The sequence below is a fragment of the Vibrio sp. genome (assembly GCF_050299255.1).
GTDB lineage: Bacteria > Pseudomonadota > Gammaproteobacteria > Enterobacterales > Vibrionaceae > Vibrio.
Genome location: NZ_JBNKVP010000013.1, coordinates 43,196 through 61,704, shown reverse-complemented (window position 1 = coordinate 61,704; position 18,509 = coordinate 43,196). Strand labels below are relative to the sequence as shown.

Below are 18,509 nucleotides of genomic sequence, written 5' to 3'. Positions count from 1 at the left end.
ACCTATTGCAATTTGCCAACGCAAGTCTCAATATGAAGCTCAGTTTGATTTTTTATTAGCAAGTTATGGACTCTTCACTGTTTTCATTCCGAGTGGCATTAAGGTTGGTCAGCGTTGTGGTGCTGGTTGCCATGGTGGCAACCATTACCGTTAACAGCGTAAAGATCACCAAGAGTAACGAGCAAATCCAGGCCAACCAGCTGGAAACACTGACCAAAGTGCTGATCTCTCAGGCCGCGCTGTCAGCCAGTGAGATGGTGGTCGAGCAGGATCAGGAACGGCTACTCAAGCTGACCAATCAGTTAGCCGAAGACCGGCTGGTTTTTGACGCCACCATTTACGATGCAGAAGGTGTCCGTTTGGCCTCCAGCGATCAGGCGCTATCGGTACGGGAAGTGCTGGGGCTGGATACACCGTTAGCCACCGCACGGATCGGTAAACAGCAACTGGTGGAGCCGATTCAACATGACGGCAGTATCATCGGCTTTGTCAGAGTGACTTTTGAAACCGGGAAAGTCACCGCCTTTTCTGACCACTACTACCGTAAAAGTGACCGCTACATGTATACCATGGTGCTGCTGAGTTTTATCGCCGGCGTACTGATCACGCTGCTGTTGCGCCGCCGCTCAGGCCGACGTAAAAAACGGACCAGAAACCTGTTACTAAAAAACGTCCAGTCATAAAAAACCTCAGCCTTGGCTGAGGTTTCCTATTCAAACAACAATTAAATGGTATCGCCCAGCAACACTGAGTCCAGCGCAATCACCATCATATCGTTAAAAGTGGTTTGACGCTCGTCAGAGCTGGTCTGCTCGCCGGTTTTAATGTGGTCTGAAACGGTACAGATCGCCACAGCTTTCGCGCCATACTCAGCAGCCACGCCGTAGATACCCGCCGCTTCCATTTCCACCCCGACGATACCGTATTTATCCATGACATCGAACATGCTCGGATCCGGAGTGTAGAACAGCTCAGCCGAAAACAGGTTACCCACTTTCACTTCGATGCCCCGCGCTTTGGCGGCTTCTTCTGCCGCTTTCACCATCTTGTAGTCTGCAATGGCGGCAAAATCGTGATCTTTAAAGCGAATACGGTTCACTTTGGAATCGGTACAGGCCCCCATGCCGATCACCACATCACGGACTTTAATGTCTTCGTTGACGGCACCACAGCTGCCGACCCGGATGATTTTTTTCACCCCGTAGTCTTTGATCAGCTCAGTGACATAGATTGAGCAGGACGGGATGCCCATGCCGTGGCCCATAACAGACACCTTGCGGCCTTTGTAAGTGCCCGTGTAACCGTACATATTGCGAACATCGCAGACCTGCACTGCATCATCCAGAAACGTTTCAGCGATGTATTTAGCGCGTAGCGGGTCGCCCGGCATTAAAACTACGTCAGCGAAGTCACCCATTTCAGCGTTAATGTGTGGAGTTGCCATGATTCAATTTCCTTAGTTAGCGATAACAAAAGAGTGAGTTGGAAATAAATAAAGAATAGAGGGGCATGCCCTCTATTCAAATTAAACTCTATGATTACAGGAAGTTTTTACCGTAATCCATTGGCGAAGTATTGAAGTAGCTCGCCAGTGTCTGACCGATGTCCGCAAAGGTGTCGCGCAGCCCCAGTGAGCCAGGCGCCACTTTCTGGCCATAGACAATCACAGGAATGTGTTCGCGGGTATGGTCTGTCCCCTGCCAGGTCGGGTCGCAGCCGTGGTCAGCCGTTAAGATCAGCACGTCATCTTCCTGCATTAACTCTAGCACTTCGTTGATTCGGCCATCAAAGTACTCAAGCGCCGCAGCGTAGCCAGCCACATCACGGCGGTGACCATAAGCTGAATCAAAATCGACAAAGTTGGTAAACACAATGGTGTTGTCACCGGCCTGCTGAATTTGCTCCAGTGTCGCTTCAAACAGGGCTGGAATACCGGTCGCTTTGACTTTCTTGGTGATCCCGCAGTTGGCGTAGATATCGGCAATTTTACCGATAGAGACCACTTCACCCTGCTTCTCCTCTACCAGTTTCTGCAGTACCGTCGCCGATGGCGGCTCAACTGACAGGTCACGGCGGTTGCCGGTACGTTCAAACTGACCTTTCCCCGGACCGATAAACGGACGTGCGATCACGCGGCCAATGTTGTAATCCGCCAGCTCTTCGCGGGCAATCTGACAAAGCTCCAGCAATCGTTCCAGGCCGAAGGTCTCTTCGTGACAAGCGATCTGGAATACGGAATCCGCCGAAGTATAGAAGATAGGCTGGCCGGTTTTCATATGCTCTTCGCCCAGATCATCCAGCACCTGGGTACCGGATGCGTGACAGTTGCCCAGGAAACCATCCAGGCCTGCACGGGCCAGAATGCGATCGGTAAGTTCTTTCGGGAAACTGTTCTGCTTATCGGTGAAGTAACCCCAGTCAAACAGGACCGGCACACCGGCAATTTCCCAGTGACCTGACGGAGTGTCTTTACCCGATGACAGCTCAGCGGCGTGACCGTAAGCACCGATAATATCAGCGCTTTCATCCAAGCCCGGCGCAAACTGGCCGGTTGATTCTTGGTGTGCCATCGCCAGGCCAAGCTTTGATAAGTTTGGCAGGGTCAATGGACCACTACGCTCAGCGTTATCGGCCAACCCCTGTGCGCACTGCTCAGCAATATGGCCCAGCGTATCAGCCCCCACATCGCCAAAGTCTTTAGCATCTGCGGTCGCACCAATGCCAAATGAGTCCAGGACTAAAATAAATGCTCTTTTCATTACTTTTCCTCTGGCCCACTCAGCTGTCCGGTTGTACCGAGCAAGCAGGCCTTTAAATCATGTGATTAAACGTCTTCTGCGCGAATCTGGCGATACACTTCCGGAGTCGGCGTGTATTCGCCCCCCACAGTGATCGCGTGCTTCAGTGCATCGGCCGCTTCTTGCCACTGCTGTTCACTGCGCGCGTGAATCACTGCCAGCGGTTTGTCGGCTGAGGCCTGCTCGCCAAGACGAATAAAGTGGTCAAACCCTACCGCATAATCGATCGTGTCGGTCGCGACGCGGCGACCACCGCCCATGGCGACTACCGCCATACCGATCGCACGGGTATCCATTGCAGAAACCACACCGGTGGTCTCGGCATACACTGGTTTGATGATTTCGGCTTTTGCCAGGTAGTGGTCATAGTTTTCCACGAAATCCGCCGGGCCACCCAAGCCTGCCACCATCTTACCGAAACACTCTGCGGCTTTACCGTTATCCAGTACGGCCATCAGTTTGGCCCGGGCATCTTCAGTGTCGGTGGCCAATTTGCCCAGTACCAACATCTCAGCACAGGAAGCCATAGTCACTTCCAGCAGACGCGGATTACGGTATTCACCGGTCAGGAAACGAACCGCTTCACGCACTTCTACCGCATTCCCCGCCGATGAAGCCAGCACCTGGTTCATATCGGTCAGAATCGCAGTGGTCTTGGTACCGGCACCATTGGCAACGGCCACAATCGATTTGGCCAACTCTTCCGATGCTTCGTAGGTCGGCATAAAGGCACCCGAGCCCACTTTGACGTCCATCACCAGCGACTCAAGCCCGGCAGCCAGTTTTTTCGACAGGATGGAGGCTGTAATTAGCGAGATGTTGTCGACGGTGGCGGTAATATCGCGGGTAGCATAAACACGCTTATCCGCCGGAGCCAGATCGCCGGTTTGACCAATAATAGCCACGCCCGCTTCTTTCGTGACATCACCAAACACTTCATTGGTCGGGGTGATGTTGTAGCCTGGGATGGATTCCAGTTTATCCAGCGTGCCGCCGGTATGGCCAAGACCACGGCCGGAGATCATCGGAACAAAGCCACCACACGCGGCCACCATAGGGCCAAGCATCAGTGAGGTCACATCACCCACACCGCCGGTGGAGTGTTTATCGACGATCGGTCCGCCAAAGTTTTTCTCACTCCAGTCGATCACCATACCGGAATCACGCATCGCACAAGTGAGAGCGATACGCTCAGGCATAGTCATTTCGTTGAAGAAGATCGCCATGGCAAACGCCGCGATCTGACCTTCAGAGACAGTATTGTCTGCTACGCCCTGAATAAAAAAGTTAATTTCTTCCGCAGTCAGCACTTCGCCGTCGCGTTTTTTACGAATAATTTCTTGAGGTAGATACATTAGATCCTCCCATACTCTGTGAGTCATGGTTGTAAGGGTAAAGAGGTAATAGGGAGCAGCACGCTGCTGCTCCACTAAACAGACTGTTATGAATTAGTAAGCTGCAGGGTCTGCAGTTTCGTCTGTGATTTCTAATGTATTTAGTAGGTTTGTCAGTAGGCTTGACGCACCGAAACGGTAGTGACGGGCATCTACCCAGTTGTTACCCAGGATCTCGTCAGCCATGGCCAGGTAAGCTGCCGCATCTTCTGCAGTGCGCACACCGCCGGCAGGTTTAAAGCCGACTGTTTCTGCCATACCCATATCGCGAATGACTTCCAGCATCATGCGGGCGTATTCAGGCGTTGCGTTCACCGGCACTTTACCGGTGGACGTTTTAATAAAGTCGGCACCCGCTGCGATACAGATTTGTGATGCTTGCTTAATCAACGCTTCTTCTTTCAGTTCTCCGGTTTCGATGATAACTTTCAGCAGAATATCACCACAGGCAGCTTTACACTGCTTCACCAGCTCAAAGCCGACCTTCTCATCGCCGGCCATCAGGGCACGGTATGGGAAGACCACGTCCACTTCATCAGCACCGTAGGCCACTGCGGCTTTGGTTTCAGCCACTGCGATTTCAATGTCGTCATTACCGTGTGGGAAGTTGGTCACGGTCGCGATGCGTACTTCTGGTGTCCCTTGCTCACGCAGGGTCTTCTTTGCAATAGGAATAAAGCGAGGGTAGATGCAGATCGCCGCAGTGGTGCCCACTGGGGTCTTGGCATCATGACATAACTGGATCACCTTAGCGTCAGTATCATCATCATTCAGTGTGGTTAGATCCATCAATTTCAGTGCACGAAGTGCTGCTGCTTTTAAATCGCTCATTTCTATCTCCGATCAATAGTCAAAAATGTCTCTGCTCTACCTGTCACTCAGTATAGAAACTGAAGCAGAATCGGTAGAGAAACAGTCATAAATGAACGGACTTGGTTCCTTGAAGACTCGGTACATTCCATTACGTACCAATTGCTATCCTTGTCACCGCACAGTACCAGTTTGGTCTATGGCACAACAATCTTCGATTGCGGTGTCTTTCCGCCGGATATGGTGTTCCGGAGGTCATCAGGCAACTCGTTTGCCTGGTCAGTCTGTATCAGGAAATATTCCCAGCACTTTAACTTAGCCACTAGATTATAGGTATTACCAATAAAACTGTAGTGGTCAAATAGAACGCAAACGGTTTGTATCTCAAAAAAGATCCGGCCATCCTGACCGAACTTACGACCAAATGGGGTGAAAATACCATTCGGCCAAAAAACAAAACGCCCCGCAGCACATTCATGCTACGGGGCGAATTCTAATGGCGTCTATAAATGCTTTCTCAGAACAAGCTTAGAAAGACAGGAAGAAGCCAGCAATGGTCGCTGCCATCAGGTTAGACAGAGTACCTGCAGCTACCGCTTTAACACCCATACGTGCGATGTCGTGACGACGGTTTGGCGCCAGGCCACCCAGACCACCCAGTAGGATCGCGATAGAAGACAGGTTCGCGAAACCACACAGAGCAAACGAGATGATTGCGGCAGTCTTCTCAGACATCGCAACACCAGTTGCCGCAACGATTTGAGCATTGTCGCCGACATAAGGTACGAAGTTCAGGTAAGCGACGAATTCGTTTACTACCAGCTTCTGACCGATGAATGAACCAGCCAGAGTCGCTTCTTCCCAAGGAACACCGATCAGGAATGCCAGAGGCGAGAACAGGTAACCCAACAGGATTTCCAGTGTCAGTTCAGGCATACCGAACCAACCGCCAACACCGCCCAACAGGCCGTTGATCAGCGCGATCAGACCAATGAAGGCCAGCAGCATTGCACCAACGTTCAGAGCCAGTTGCAAACCAACAGAAGCACCGCCAGCAGCTGCATCGATTACGTTAGCAGGCTTGTCTTCACCGCCGTCGATGTCCGCTCCCAGATCTTCGTGAGGCTGATCAGTTTCAGGTTTGATGATTTTAGCAAACAGCAGACCACCAGGAGCCGCCATAAAGGAAGCCGCTACCAGGTATTCCAGAGGAACACCCATCGCTGCGTAACCAGCCAGTACACCACCGGCTACAGATGCCAGACCACCACACATTACGGCGAACAGTTCTGATTCAGTCATGCGAGGTACGAATGGGCGTACAACCAGTGGCGCCTCAGTCTGACCAACGAAAATGTTTGCCGCCGCAGACATAGATTCCGCACGTGACGTACCCAGAGCTTTTTGCAGACCGCCACCAAGAATCTTGATAACCCACTGCATGACACCCAGGTAGTACAGTACAGAGATCAGTGACGAGAAAAAGATCAGTGTTGGTAGTACTTGGAACGCGAAGATAAAGCCGATGCCGTCAACAGAGAAGTTGACCAGGCTACCGAATAGGAAACCGGTGCCGTCTTTACCGAAGTCGATAACATTCTGAACACCAGCTGAGAAGCTAGCGAGCAGGTCACGACCCCATGGTACGTAAAGAACGAAACCACCGAGCAAAAATTGGATAGTGAACGCACCACCCACGGTTCTAAAGTTGATAGCTTTACGGTTGTCAGACAGAAGCACGGCGATGCCGACCAGTACTGCCATACCGATTAGGCTCATAAACAGACTCATAGTTTATGACTTCCTTATAGTTTATTTGTTGGCGTGTAACAAAATGGAGCTCAAAAGCGCGGCAATTATACTCATGCGACCAGTTATAAAGTAATGCTGCCTTCACACTTTCCGATAAGATTCACTATTGATTCACTTAAATGTGTGACTGAAATCTCTTTTGATAGAACTATCGTTTCAGTAATTAACAAAAAAACGGCAATTCATTTACAGATATTAAACGCACGATGGCTATTTCGCCAAAGGATCGGGGCAATCGTTTGCGCTGAAGTCTCTTTTAAATCAGCTAGTTCATACAGAATATCCTGCAACCACTTAGGATGGTTATCCATCCCCTGACGGCCACAAATTGGCATGTCTGGCGCGTCGGTTTCCAGCACCAGGCATTCAAGCGGTAAACGCTTTACCGCATGCCGAGTCTTATTTGCTCTGGGATAGGTAATCACGCCGCCAACGCCGATATAAAAACCGAGCTCAACAAACTGCATCGCTTGCTGGTAGCTGCCGGAAAATGCGTGCAGGATGCCGCCGGCGTTGAAATGATACTGTTTGAGTAATTGCAGAATCCGATTGTGGGCCTTGCGACTATGAATAATCAGCGGGAGTTGCAAGCGCAGGGCAAGCTCTATCTGGCCGGTAAAAAACTGCTCTTGCCGTTCTGGAGAGGTGTCGATCGCAAAATCCAGGCCGCACTCCCCCACCGCAATACACTGTTCCGTTCTGCTTTCCAGCGCTTGCGCCAGAAGATCCAGTGCAACATCCGGCTCGCCCTGTAAAAAGTGCGGATGCCAGCCCAAAGCGTAATAGAGCCCGTGATTGTGGCGGGATAACTGGTCAATGCGGTGCCAGTTGCTTTCACCAACGGCGGGGATCACCATCCGCTTCACCCCCTGCGCTTGGGCTTGCTGCCAATTTAGTGCAAAATCTGCAGCGAAAGGGGCAAAGTCAAAGTGACAATGGGTATCAAATAGCGACAGTGGTTCCCCGTCGTCATTCGCTGCTGTCGTCATGGGCAGGATCTTTACGATAAGGGGCACAGCACCGTTTCTGTTCGGGCGTCAGGCCCATTTCCCGGCACCAGGCGTCATACTTTGCCAGTAACTGTTTAAACCAACTCCACATATCACATTTCTCTTAGTCAGGCGTGGTTAATTCTGATGGTCGCGCTGGAACACCAACTCAGTCGGCGTCGATTGCTGCTCTACAAAATAGTAGCCGTCAGTGTCGAATTGAGTCAATTGCGCCACACTGTCCACTTGGTTATCGATAATATAACGCGCCATCATGCCACGGGCTTTTTTGGCGTAAAAACTGATCACTTTATACTGACCGTTTTTCTGATCCTTAAAGATAGGGGTAATAATCTGGCCGTCCAGCTTGGCAGGCTTCACCGCCTTAAAATACTCGTTCGAAGCCAGGTTGATCAGCACATTGTCACCTTGGTCATTGAGAGCCAGGTTCAGCGCCTCAGTGATCTTATCGCCCCAGAACTGATAGAGGTTACTGCCACGCGGGTTGGCCAGTTTGGTGCCCATCTCCAGACGGTAGGGCTGCATAAGATCCAGCGGTTTTAACAGTCCATATAAACCGGAGAGAATGCGCAGATGTTTTTGCGCGAACTCAAACGCCGGCTCGGTCATGGTTTCCGCTTCCAGCCCGGTATAAACATCACCTTTAAAAGCCAGGATCGCTTGACGCGAGTTCTGCTGGGTAAAGGTTTCGCTCCACTCGGCAAATCGTGCCACGTTCAGGCTGGCAATCTTATCGCTGACTTTCATCAGGCTGGCAATATCTGCTGGTGTCAACGCCCGACAGACATCGATCAACTGCTTGGATTGATCGACAAAATCGGGTTGGGTGAACTTCTCTGTTGCACAAGGAGACTCATAATCCAAAGTTTTGGCTGGGGATAAAACCACTAACATCGCAATATCTCTACTTTTTGCTTTACATATTGTCTTAGGTTACAAAAAAAGCCATGCAATGTCTGCATGGCTTTTTCTATCACTGTAATAGCGATAGGGTATTAACCTTTGTTGTTACCGTCCCAGATACCTTCTTCCAGCTGAGATTTCAGCTCAGGGTACTCATTGGCATCAAAGGTAGGCAGCTTACCGGCATCCAGCTGACGGTTATAATCTTTAGCCAGTTTCACCACGATACCGGATAACAACAGTATCGCCACCAGGTTCACAATTGCCATCAGGCCCATAGAGACATCCGCCAGATTCCAAACGGTGGAGTGAGCACCCAGAGCACCAAACATAACCATACCCAGTACCACCAAACGGAAGAGCATCAACCCTTTTTTATTGTTGTGTTCCAAGAACACCAGGTTGGTTTCAGCGTATGAGTAGTTGGCAATAATCGAAGTAAAGGCAAAGAAGAAAATCGCGATTGCGACAAAGGTTCCGCCCCAGTCACCGACCTGAGTGGTCAACGCGCGCTGAGTCAGTTCAATACCAGTCACTTCACCATGTGGCACATATTCACCCGACATTAGAATGATCGCCACTGTCGCGGTACAAATCACGATAGTGTCGACAAAAACACCGAGCATTTGCACATACCCCTGAGATGCCGGATGTGGTGGATACGGTGTCGCTGATGCAGCAGCATTCGGCGCTGAACCCATCCCCGCTTCGTTGGAAAACAGGCCGCGTTTCACCCCGTTAATCATGGCCTGAGCTATCGCGTAGCCTACACCACCAGCGGCCGCTTCCTGATAGCCAAACGCGCTTTTGAAGATCATTGCTATCACAGCCGGTACTTTCTCCGCGTTTGACAGCAGAATAAAGAATGCCAGCGCCAGATAGGCCAGTGCCATGATTGGAACGATCAGCTCCGCAGTGCGGGCAATTTTACGGATACCACCGAAAATAACGAAACCAGACAGGGCAACGATCGCCAAACCTACATAGAGAGGCTCAATACCAAAGGCATTGTTCACCGCACCGGTAATGGAGTTTGCTTGCACCGCATTGAATACCAGTCCAAACGAGATGATCAGGAATATTGAGAACATAACGCCCATCCAGCGCATTCCCAACCCTTTTTCCATGTAGTAGGCCGGCCCACCACGGTAGTTACCGTCTTTATCACGAGTCTTGTACAGCTGAGCCAGTGTACTTTCGGCGAATGAGGTCGCCATGCCCAACATGGCGATCAGCCACATCCAGAAGATGGCCCCTGGTCCGCCAGCAGTCAGGGCTACGGCAACCCCCGCCATATTACCGGTGCCAACGCGGGCTGCCAGGCTGGTACAAAGTGCTTGGAAAGAAGAGATACCAGCTTTGTCTGCCTTACGGCTATTTCTTAACACCGAAAATGTATGGCCAAAATGGCGCAGTTGGATAAAGCCCAAACGAAACGTAAAATAGATGCCAACCCCAACCAGGAGATAGACCAGAATCGAGCCCCACAAAAGGTCACTCAGTAAATTAATTAAGTCTTCCATACTTCCCTCAATAGAGTTGTTGCTGACTGAGGCTTCCTTTCTGTAGTTGAATTAGCCTGCAAGACCAAGATGTCAATGTGTCTTGATCCCCATGTCTGAAAACGCAAAAGCAACACTTTTACTCAGACACTAGGCTTCCTTGTTTGTGGCCAGCTTATTTTTTGACGGGCGGATGATGCAAGCTTAGCAGACAAAAATCAATATGAAACCGGGCACACCCACCGGTAGATTTAACTACAAAAATACACTTAATTAACACAATATCCAAAAAATAAGTTAATAAAACAGTGTTTAAAACCACTCGGAAACTGCAAAAGCTTAGATTGCATTATTTAATACTTGCAGACAACGCAAACGGGAGCCATCCCTTGCGAAAACAGGCTTGAGCCAGGTCAACCTGATGCGAAAAGCCGGGAAAAATCCGTGCCAGATTTTTTTGATACCAGGCTGGCGGCTATTTGTACCCGTATTCAGTGACGTGTTAACAAAATAGGTTTGCGCCATTCGCCAACAATGTGACATTGATCGTTCAAAGCTTCATCAACCAGCAGCTGACAAGTTTTGACAGGCAGTCAAAATTGAAAAATTTATTCATTAAAATGCAACAAATGAGAAACAAATCAAGGTTAATCTTCGAGCAGATGTGGTATTAAGAAATCTCCATGTTGGAGAGAACCGTTAATTAGAGGTGGCTTATGGAAGGCATGCAGTTTAACGACATTATGGAAATGGATTTTCCCCGTGGGCGTTCAGTTCGCTCAAAGCCCGTAAAGCGTAAATGGCGAGAAATTGAAGCTATTAAGGATAGGCAACGGTTACAGAAAGAACTAATGGAAATGGATATCGGTTTCGAAGATACAGCGGATATCGATTTATAACACAATGAGAAGAGGCACTGGGTGGTGCCTCTTTTTTTATTGTCGTTATTATTGTGCCTGCCAGATTCAGTTCGACTCTTGGTAGTTTGAATACCCGCTCTATCGGCTGGACTCGGCATCTGTTTGTCTGACCCTCTGCGCCAGTTGCTGATACTGCTCGGCAATGGTATCGCCAAAGACTGGATCGTCCTCGTTAACCGACCACTTCTGCTCGACCGCTTGCCAGTCTTCCGTGGTGAAGGTGTTGGCAATCAGCGGTAACACAGAGTGTTCCTCCAGTTCAAGGTGCCGTTTTTGACTGGCAATAAACTCTTCCAACTGCTCAATAAACACTGACTGAGGCACAATCGCATCTTGCAGGATCATATCGACGGTATTGAGAAAATCGTGGGTACTTTTCGACAGCTCGACGTGTTCCTGTTCAAGGTTTTCAATTTGATGCTGGTGACCATATTTATCCAGGAAATACTGGTAAATAATATCTTCTTTGGGATGGTGTACCCGCTCAGAGTGGTTAGTGAGGTAATCAACGATCTCTTTGATCAAAGCATAATTGACCGACTCTTCTTGCTTGAGCAGGTTGAGTTTATTCTTGAGGATGGCCAACAATCGTATCATGTAGCCATGCTCTCTTCGGATACGTTCGAGCATCATAGCGTCTCTCCTTAAACAGCCACTATTAATAAGTGTATATCAGGGCAGGAGAATTCGCTTTGACCTTGCTCTTAATTTGGTCAGTTTATCAGCACAGGTAAGCGCCAATCTATTGGCTGTTTGCCTTGCTGAGTCAATAGCTTATTTGCTTGAGAGAAGTGTCGGCAACCAAAAAAACCGCGATGGGCAGAGAGAGGAGAAGGATGCGGCGCCTCCAGCACAAAGTGCTTTGAACGGTCTATAAACCGGCCTTTTTTCTGAGCATGCGCCCCCCACAACAGAAAAACCACACCGGTTTGATACTGATCGACTGCGGCGATAACCTGGTCGGTAAACTGCTCCCAACCGGTTTTTGCATGTGAGTGGGCTTTGCCCTGCTCAACGGTCAGTACCGTATTGAGCAATAACACCCCTTGCTCAGCCCATTGCTGTAAGTAACCATGTGAGGGAATGCTAAAATCTTCAATATCTTGCGCCAACTCTTTGTACATATTAACTAAAGAGGGAGGCGGTTTAACTCCGGGCAAAACAGAAAAACATAAGCCGTGTGCCTGATTGGGGCCGTGATAAGGATCCTGGCCTAAAATCACAACTTTTACGTCTTGAAACTCTGTTGCGCGAAAAGCGTTGAACACGTCCTGCGCAGGCGGGTAGATGTTTTTTCCCGCCGAACGCTCCTGCTCTACAAACTGCAGCGTCTGCTGAAAGTACTGTTGCTGCTTTTCTTCACCAATTACATCATGCCATGTGAATGACGTCGCCATAGTGGTTGCCCTGAGAAAGATAGAGTGCTGCATTTTCGCAAAATCAGCAGCAAAAACCTACCCGTTGACAGCCATTATTCGACTTTACCCGATAGTTAACTGTATAAAAACACTTAACTAACCAGGTTAATTTTTGTGCTGCGGTGTGCGGTGGTGTCCGCGGCCGGTAATGTGGCGATTTGGTACCGGTAACCGTACACGGGTAGTAATGTGTGGCATAACTGATCTAGACATAGCGAACCTCCCAAACGTCATCATTCAACATATGTCACCTTAACTGTATGAAAGAAAGATGCCAGTTATGTGATTTTGCGGTTAATTCTCATTTCGGCGAAATGGTAGTGGCGCAGCGCTGCGATTTCATCCGGCCAGAGATCAGGGTTAATTGTCTCTAGTATCAAGGGGATATAGTCAAAACGTTGGTCCTGGGCAATATACCGGAAGCACTCCCAGCCTATCTCTCCTGCGCCTAGCGAATGATGGCGGTCAACCCGACCCGCTAAGGGGATTTTTGAGTCATTTAGATGCATTGCACGCAGATAGTGCATGCCTACGATCCGGTCAAATTCGGCAAAGGTTGCCTCACAAGCGGCAAAGCTCGTCAGGTCATATCCGGCAGCGAAGGTATGACAAGTATCTAGACAGACACCTACCCGCTGTTTGTCTTCTACCTGGTCGATGATGTCGCGCAGATGTTCAAATCGCCATCCCAGGTTGGTCCCCTGACCGGCGGTGTTCTCGATTACGGCAACCACATCTGGAACCGCTTGGTGAGCCAGATTGATCGACTCAGCAATCGTTGCCAGACACTGCGGCTCATCCACTTGATTGAGATGACTACCGGGATGGAAGTTGAGCATAGTCAGCCCAAGTTGTCGGCAGCGCGCCATTTCATCGATAAAAGCCAGCCGGGATTTTTCCAGCTTCTGCTGGTCCGGGGATCCTAAATTGATCAGGTAAGAGTCGTGGGGCAGGATTTGCTGTGGCGAAAAGCCGAACTGTTGGCAGTTCCGCTTAAAGTCGCGGATGCTGGACTCGCTGAGCGGTTTGGCCTGCCACTGGCGCTGATTTTTAGTAAACAGCGCAAAAGCATTAGCGCCAATCTCTTTCGCGCGAAGCGGCGCGTTCTCCACACCACCGGCGGCTGAAACATGAGCACCGATATATTTGTTGCCAACATCAGCGGGAATACCGTTGACCGACTCAAACTTTGTAATTTTCATATATTCAGTAAAACCTTATTCTTTCAATCAGCCAATACTATTGATCAACAGATTAAATTTGTAGTTATAAACCCTCATTTCATGCCATTTCATCGCTCCCCCTCCGTCCATGAAAATCTGAAAGATACCAATTTACAGTGCGTTAAATTGCATGCCGTCAATTTTACATCAACACAATACGGTTAGAATGTGGTTATTTGACTTAAATCAAAATACACACAACAAAAATAGGGTATATAGTACTTACTCAACAAAATTTGAAAATATACACCACTTTTTTAGTGGCCAAGGAGATAAGTAATGATACAAGGTATTCAAATTACCCAAGCAGACAATCAACAACTGGTTAATTCCATCTGGCTGATCGATAGCGAAGCGAACCAGGCTCGTTGTGTTGCCGCTACAGAAGGTTATCAGCCCGAGCAAGTTGTCGCTATCGACGAACTGGGCAGCTTTGAAAGCCGTGAAGTTGCAGTTGAAACTGCGCCTAAGATCGAAGGCGGCCAACACCTGAATGTCAATGTACTGAAACGTGAAACTCTGGAAGATGCAGTTGCAAACCCGGAAAAATACCCGCAACTGACTATTCGCGTTAGTGGCTATGCGGTACGTTTCAACTCTCTGACCCCAGAGCAGCAACGCGACGTTATCGCACGTACTTTTACTGAATCACTATAATCGATTCATGCAGGATTTAAGAAGGTGCTCAATGAGCACCTTTTTTGTTTCCAGTTAAAACGTGCCGAGTCGCTGCAACAACTGCAGAAATTGCACTCCAATCCTTCATTGATCGCAAACTAGTCCTTCATCTTAATTATATAAAGTTTTTTATTTACTAAATACAGCTTTTGGCTAAATTTATAAAGACAATACTTTACTTAATCATTTTACCAGTCTGGTGATACGCACCAGCCATAATAATCACAATAACACGGTGAGAAGGAGGGCGAGATGACCACTTATGTAGAACACGCCAATATTACCGTCAGTAATCTGGAGCAGACCCTGCAGTTTATCCAGACCGCGTTACCTGAGTTCAAAATCCGCCACCAGGGGAAAAACGATCAGCGCTGGTGTCATATCGGTACCGACAGTAGTTACCTGGCGATACAGGAACAGGGACCAGCTGACAAACCACCAGGTCAGAGCACCCCCTATTACGATATCGGCATCAACCATATCGGTATTGTGGTAGAGGACGTTAGCGAAATCGAGCAGCGACTGCTGAAACAGGGCTACCGGCAAAATCCCCAGGGTGCCGATGAGACATTTCGCCGCCGGATCTACTTTTTTGACAGCGATGGCATCGAATGGGAGTTTATCCAGTACTTCAGCGATGATGCCAATGAGCGCAACCTGTACGAATAATTTCTGGTTAGGCCACTTACGGAGTTTCTGCCTGTTATCCATTTCACACCGCTGCAGACAAAAAAGCCCGCTCTTGTGAGCGGGCAATGAGGTTGTCATGTAAGCCTCAGGCTTACTGTTGTTATTAATTAAGCCAAGTTAGCTTTCACTTTTGCGTGCAGCTCCTGCACTGAAGTGACGCTGGTTTTTGCATCGGCTGTATGAGCCATACAGGTAGCGAAAGCCGCGTTAAGCGTAGTCGTGTAGTTCACCTTCTCAGCCAGAGCGCCGCGACGCAGAACTTTCGAGTCTTCAATCGCCTGACGCCCTGCAGCCGTGTTGATGATATAGGTGTACTCATTGTTCTTGATCCGGTCAAGAATATGTGGACGACCTTCATGTACCTTATTCACCAGGCGCGGGTTAATACCTGCTTCACCCAGAATTACCGCAGTACCGTGGGTTGCATCCAACTGGTAACCCAGTTTGGTCAGCTTAGAGGCCAGGTCCACTACGCGCTTCTTGTCGCCTTTACGAACCGACAGCAGTGCACGGCCACCTTCTGGGTAAACATTGCCACAGCCCAGTTCCGCTTTCGCGTAAGCTTCGGCAAAGGTGTTGCCAACGCCCATTACCTCACCGGTCGAGCGCATTTCAGGGCCGAGTAGTGGGTCAACGCCAGGGAACTTGTTAAATGGCAGTACCACTTCTTTAACCGAGTAGTATGGCGGGATGATCTCTTTGGTAAAGCCTTGAGATTCCAGCGACTGACCAGCCATAACACGAGCGGCAATTTTCGCCAGTGGTGCACCGGTGGCTTTAGAGACGAACGGTACGGTACGCGCAGCTCGAGGGTTAACCTCAATCAGGTACACGTCGTTATCTTTCACCGCAAACTGAGTGTTCATCAGGCCACGAACACCCAGTTCGAACGCCAGTTTCTCAACCTGTTCACGCATCACATCCTGGATTTCCTGGCTTAGTGTATAAGCAGGCAGCGAACAGGCAGAGTCACCAGAGTGAACGCCGGCTTGCTCGATGTGTTCCATGATGCCGCCGATAACCACACGCTCACCATCACAGATGGCATCAATGTCGACTTCGGTTGCGTCATCCAGGAAACGGTCCAGCAGAACTGGGGATTCGTTCGATACGCTGACCGCTTCGTTGAAGTAACGGCGCAGGTCTTGTTCATCGTAAACGATTTCCATCGCACGACCACCCAGTACGTAAGATGGACGAACGACTAGCGGGAAGCCAATCTCTTTGGACTTCTCAACGGCCTGTTCCATGGTGGTTACAGTGGCGTTTTCTGGCTGCAACAGACCAAGGCGCTCTACCGCTGCCTGGAAGCGCTCACGGTCTTCCGCACGGTCGATCGCATCCGGGCTGGTACCGATGATCGGCACACCAGCAGCTTCCAGAGCACGAGCCAGTTTCAGTGGTGTCTGGCCACCGTACTGAACGATAACCCCTTTTGGCTTCTCAACACGGACGATAGCCAGTACATCTTCCAGCGTCACCGGTTCGAAGTAGAGGCGATCAGACGTGTCGTAATCGGTTGAAACCGTCTCAGGGTTACAGTTAACCATGATGGTCTCATAGCCGTCTTCACGCAGTGCCAGCGAGGCGTGTACACAGCAGTAGTCAAACTCGATACCTTGACCGATACGGTTTGGACCACCGCCCAGAACCATAATCTTGTCGTTATCTGTTGGCTGGGCTTCACACTCTTCATCATAAGAGGAGTACATGTAAGCCGTATCTGAAGAGAACTCAGCCGCACAAGTATCAACGCGCTTGTAGACAGGATGAATGTCGAACTGATCGCGCAGACGACGGATTTCACTCTCAGAGACGCCTAGCAGTGCAGACAGACGGGCATCAGAGAAGCCTTTACGTTTCATCTTACGCAGTACGTCTTCCGTCAAACCGGCAAAACCGCCCGCCTTGACTTCATTTTCCAGCTTAACGATCTCTTCGATCTGAACCAGGAACCAGCGATCGATTTGCGTCAGGTTAAATACACCATCAACAGAGAGACCGGCACGGAATGCGTCAGCGATATACCAGATACGTTCAGCACCGGCTTCCTTCAGTTCGTGACGAATTTGCGACAGGGCATCCGGAGATTCCAGGTCGACCATTTCGTCAAAACCGTTGGCACCGACTTCCAGACCGCGCAGAGCTTTTTGCAGAGACTCTTGTTGGTTACGACCAATCGCCATTACCTCACCCACAGACTTCATCTGAGTGGTCAGACGGTCGTTAGCGCCGGCAAACTTTTCAAAGTTAAAGCGAGGGATCTTGGTCACTACGTAGTCGATCGTCGGTTCGAATGAAGCTGGTGTAGCACCACCAGTGATGTCGTTCATCAGCTCATCCAGCGTGAAACCTACTGCCAGTTTAGCCGCGATTTTCGCAATCGGGAAACCGGTCGCTTTGGATGCCAGAGCCGAAGAGCGAGATACGCGCGGGTTCATCTCGATGATGACCATACGGCCATCTTTCGGGTTGATACCAAACTGAACGTTTGAGCCGCCGGTCTCAACACCGATTTCGCGCAGAACGGCCAGCGATGCGTTCCGCATCAGTTGGTACTCTTTATCCGTTAGCGTCTGTGCCGGAGCGACTGTAATTGAGTCACCGGTATGAATACCCATTGGGTCAAAGTTTTCGATTGAACAGACGATGATGCAGTTGTCCGCTTTGTCGCGAACCACTTCCATTTCGTACTCTTTCCAGCCGATCAGAGATTCGTCGATCAATAGTTCATTGGTTGGCGACAGATCCAGGCCGCGGCGACAGATCTCTTCAAACTCTTCTTTGTTATACGCGATACCACCGCCGGTACCACCCATAGTAAATGAAGGACGAATAATACATGGGAAACCGACCATATCGAGTACTCGATACGCCTCTTCCATACTTTTCGCGGTATCGGCACGTGGACACTCCAGGCCGATGGACTTCATCGCTTTATCGAAGCGAGAACGGTCTTCCGCTTTATCAATTGCGTCTGCGGTTGCACCAATCATTTCCACGCCAAACTCAGCGAGAACACCATGCTTCTCCAGGTCTAGCGCACAGTTCAGTGCAGTCTGACCGCCCATAGTCGGCAGAACAGCATCAGGACGTTCTTTTTCGATGATCTTGCGTACAACTTCCCACTGAATCGGTTCGATGTAGGTGGCATCGGCCATTTCCGGGTCAGTCATGATAGTCGCCGGGTTAGAGTTAACCAGGATGACTCGGTAGCCCTCTTCACGTAGCGCTTTACACGCTTGCGCACCAGAATAGTCAAACTCACAAGCCTGACCGATAACAATCGGGCCAGCACCAAGAATTAGAATACTTTTTAAATCCGTACGTTTTGGCATTCTTAACTACTCC

17 protein-coding genes are annotated in these 18,509 nt (G+C 49.7%); 4 read left to right on the top strand and 13 right to left on the bottom strand.

Annotated elements, in window-relative coordinates:
* Positions 1 to 65 precede the first annotated feature (65 nt).
* On the top strand, positions 66 to 683 hold the full coding sequence (locus ACQY6F_RS06175) for a YtjB family periplasmic protein (protein ID WP_428772983.1): 618 nt from the start codon (positions 66 to 68) through the stop codon (positions 681 to 683).
* 41 nt (positions 684 to 724) lie between these two features.
* Here ACQY6F_RS06175 and deoD read toward each other — a convergent pair whose 3' ends face one another.
* From deoD to ACQY6F_RS06130, 9 genes are all read right to left on the bottom strand, one after another.
* Positions 725 to 1,444 (bottom strand): purine-nucleoside phosphorylase, encoded by a 720-nt coding sequence (gene deoD, locus ACQY6F_RS06170; protein ID WP_428772981.1) that lies wholly within the window; start codon positions 1,442 to 1,444, stop codon positions 725 to 727.
* 94 nt (positions 1,445 to 1,538) lie between these two features.
* Positions 1,539 to 2,759 (bottom strand): phosphopentomutase, encoded by a 1,221-nt coding sequence (locus ACQY6F_RS06165; protein ID WP_428772979.1) that lies wholly within the window; start codon positions 2,757 to 2,759, stop codon positions 1,539 to 1,541.
* Positions 2,760 to 2,824: 65 nt separating this feature from the next.
* Entirely contained in the window at positions 2,825 to 4,153 is a 1,329-nt protein-coding gene (gene deoA / locus ACQY6F_RS06160) for a thymidine phosphorylase (RefSeq protein WP_428772978.1), read from the bottom strand.
* Between the two features lie 93 nt (positions 4,154 to 4,246).
* Positions 4,247 to 5,023: a deoxyribose-phosphate aldolase gene (gene deoC, locus ACQY6F_RS06155; protein WP_428772976.1), complete on the bottom strand. Its 777-nt coding sequence runs from the start codon at positions 5,021 to 5,023 to the stop codon at positions 4,247 to 4,249.
* Positions 5,024 to 5,530: 507 nt separating this feature from the next.
* A complete protein-coding gene (locus ACQY6F_RS06150) occupies positions 5,531 to 6,793 on the bottom strand; it encodes a NupC/NupG family nucleoside CNT transporter (protein ID WP_428772974.1) in 1,263 nt (420 codons plus the stop codon).
* A gap of 203 nt (positions 6,794 to 6,996) precedes the next feature.
* Positions 6,997 to 7,770: a TatD family hydrolase gene (locus tag ACQY6F_RS06145; RefSeq protein ID WP_428772992.1), complete on the bottom strand. Its 774-nt coding sequence runs from the start codon at positions 7,768 to 7,770 to the stop codon at positions 6,997 to 6,999.
* 13 nt (positions 7,771 to 7,783) lie between these two features.
* Positions 7,784 to 7,915 (bottom strand): DUF5363 family protein, encoded by a 132-nt coding sequence (locus tag ACQY6F_RS06140; RefSeq protein ID WP_428772972.1) that lies wholly within the window; start codon positions 7,913 to 7,915, stop codon positions 7,784 to 7,786.
* 26 nt (positions 7,916 to 7,941) lie between these two features.
* Entirely contained in the window at positions 7,942 to 8,718 is a 777-nt protein-coding gene (yaaA, locus tag ACQY6F_RS06135; RefSeq protein ID WP_428772971.1) for a peroxide stress protein YaaA, read from the bottom strand.
* Positions 8,719 to 8,819: 101 nt separating this feature from the next.
* Entirely contained in the window at positions 8,820 to 10,250 is a 1,431-nt protein-coding gene (locus ACQY6F_RS06130; protein WP_428772969.1) for an alanine/glycine:cation symporter family protein, read from the bottom strand.
* 695 nt (positions 10,251 to 10,945) lie between these two features.
* Between ACQY6F_RS06130 and ACQY6F_RS06125 the strand changes: the two genes are divergently transcribed.
* On the top strand, positions 10,946 to 11,128 hold the full coding sequence (locus ACQY6F_RS06125; protein WP_428772968.1) for a DUF3545 family protein: 183 nt from the start codon (positions 10,946 to 10,948) through the stop codon (positions 11,126 to 11,128).
* A gap of 99 nt (positions 11,129 to 11,227) precedes the next feature.
* Here the strand turns inward: ACQY6F_RS06125 and ACQY6F_RS06120 are convergent, their stop codons facing one another.
* The 3 genes from ACQY6F_RS06120 to nfo all read right to left on the bottom strand — a co-directional run bounded on the left by ACQY6F_RS06120 (position 11,228) and on the right by nfo (position 13,769).
* Positions 11,228 to 11,782, bottom strand: a complete 555-nt coding sequence (locus ACQY6F_RS06120) for a hemerythrin domain-containing protein (protein ID WP_428772967.1) — start codon at positions 11,780 to 11,782, stop codon at positions 11,228 to 11,230.
* A gap of 80 nt (positions 11,783 to 11,862) precedes the next feature.
* Positions 11,863 to 12,546 carry a uracil-DNA glycosylase gene (ung, locus tag ACQY6F_RS06115; RefSeq protein WP_428772965.1) on the bottom strand — a complete coding sequence of 228 codons (684 nt, stop codon included), beginning with the start codon at positions 12,544 to 12,546 and terminating at the stop codon, positions 11,863 to 11,865.
* Positions 12,547 to 12,845: 299 nt separating this feature from the next.
* Entirely contained in the window at positions 12,846 to 13,769 is a 924-nt protein-coding gene (nfo, locus tag ACQY6F_RS06110; protein WP_428772964.1) for a deoxyribonuclease IV, read from the bottom strand.
* Between the two features lie 300 nt (positions 13,770 to 14,069).
* Here nfo and grcA point away from each other — a divergent pair, with 300 nt between their 5' ends.
* A complete protein-coding gene (grcA, locus tag ACQY6F_RS06105) occupies positions 14,070 to 14,447 on the top strand; it encodes an autonomous glycyl radical cofactor GrcA (RefSeq protein ID WP_428772962.1) in 378 nt (125 codons plus the stop codon).
* Between the two features lie 273 nt (positions 14,448 to 14,720).
* Entirely contained in the window at positions 14,721 to 15,137 is a 417-nt protein-coding gene (locus tag ACQY6F_RS06100; protein WP_428772960.1) for a VOC family protein, read from the top strand.
* A 128-nt stretch (positions 15,138 to 15,265) separates the two neighbouring features.
* Here the strand turns inward: ACQY6F_RS06100 and carB are convergent, their stop codons facing one another.
* Complete coding sequence (gene carB, locus ACQY6F_RS06095; RefSeq protein WP_428772959.1) at positions 15,266 to 18,496, bottom strand: carbamoyl-phosphate synthase large subunit; 3,231 nt, start codon at positions 18,494 to 18,496, stop codon at positions 15,266 to 15,268.
* Between the last annotated feature and the right edge of the window lie 13 nt (positions 18,497 to 18,509).

Bases quoted from the DNA above. Each gene is read 5' to 3' on its own strand.
- ACQY6F_RS06175 (WP_428772983.1), top strand. From the start codon at position 66: ATGGACTCTTCACTGTTTTCATTCCGAGTGGCATTAAGGTTGGTCAGC.
- deoD (WP_428772981.1), bottom strand. From the start codon at position 1,444: ATGGCAACTCCACACATTAACGCTGAAATGGGTGACTTCGCTGACGTA.
- ACQY6F_RS06165 (WP_428772979.1), bottom strand. From the start codon at position 2,759: ATGAAAAGAGCATTTATTTTAGTCCTGGACTCATTTGGCATTGGTGCG.
- deoA (WP_428772978.1), bottom strand. From the start codon at position 4,153: ATGTATCTACCTCAAGAAATTATTCGTAAAAAACGCGACGGCGAAGTG.
- deoC (WP_428772976.1), bottom strand. From the start codon at position 5,023: ATGAGCGATTTAAAAGCAGCAGCACTTCGTGCACTGAAATTGATGGAT.
- ACQY6F_RS06150 (WP_428772974.1), bottom strand. From the start codon at position 6,793: ATGAGTCTGTTTATGAGCCTAATCGGTATGGCAGTACTGGTCGGCATC.
- ACQY6F_RS06140 (WP_428772972.1), bottom strand. From the start codon at position 7,915: ATGTGGAGTTGGTTTAAACAGTTACTGGCAAAGTATGACGCCTGGTGC.
- yaaA (WP_428772971.1), bottom strand. From the start codon at position 8,718: ATGTTAGTGGTTTTATCCCCAGCCAAAACTTTGGATTATGAGTCTCCT.
- ACQY6F_RS06130 (WP_428772969.1), bottom strand. From the start codon at position 10,250: ATGGAAGACTTAATTAATTTACTGAGTGACCTTTTGTGGGGCTCGATT.
- ACQY6F_RS06125 (WP_428772968.1), top strand. From the start codon at position 10,946: ATGGAAGGCATGCAGTTTAACGACATTATGGAAATGGATTTTCCCCGT.
- ACQY6F_RS06120 (WP_428772967.1), bottom strand. From the start codon at position 11,782: ATGATGCTCGAACGTATCCGAAGAGAGCATGGCTACATGATACGATTG.
- ung (WP_428772965.1), bottom strand. From the start codon at position 12,546: ATGGCGACGTCATTCACATGGCATGATGTAATTGGTGAAGAAAAGCAG.
- nfo (WP_428772964.1), bottom strand. From the start codon at position 13,769: ATGAAAATTACAAAGTTTGAGTCGGTCAACGGTATTCCCGCTGATGTT.
- grcA (WP_428772962.1), top strand. From the start codon at position 14,070: ATGATACAAGGTATTCAAATTACCCAAGCAGACAATCAACAACTGGTT.
- ACQY6F_RS06100 (WP_428772960.1), top strand. From the start codon at position 14,721: ATGACCACTTATGTAGAACACGCCAATATTACCGTCAGTAATCTGGAG.
- carB (WP_428772959.1), bottom strand. From the start codon at position 18,496: ATGCCAAAACGTACGGATTTAAAAAGTATTCTAATTCTTGGTGCTGGC.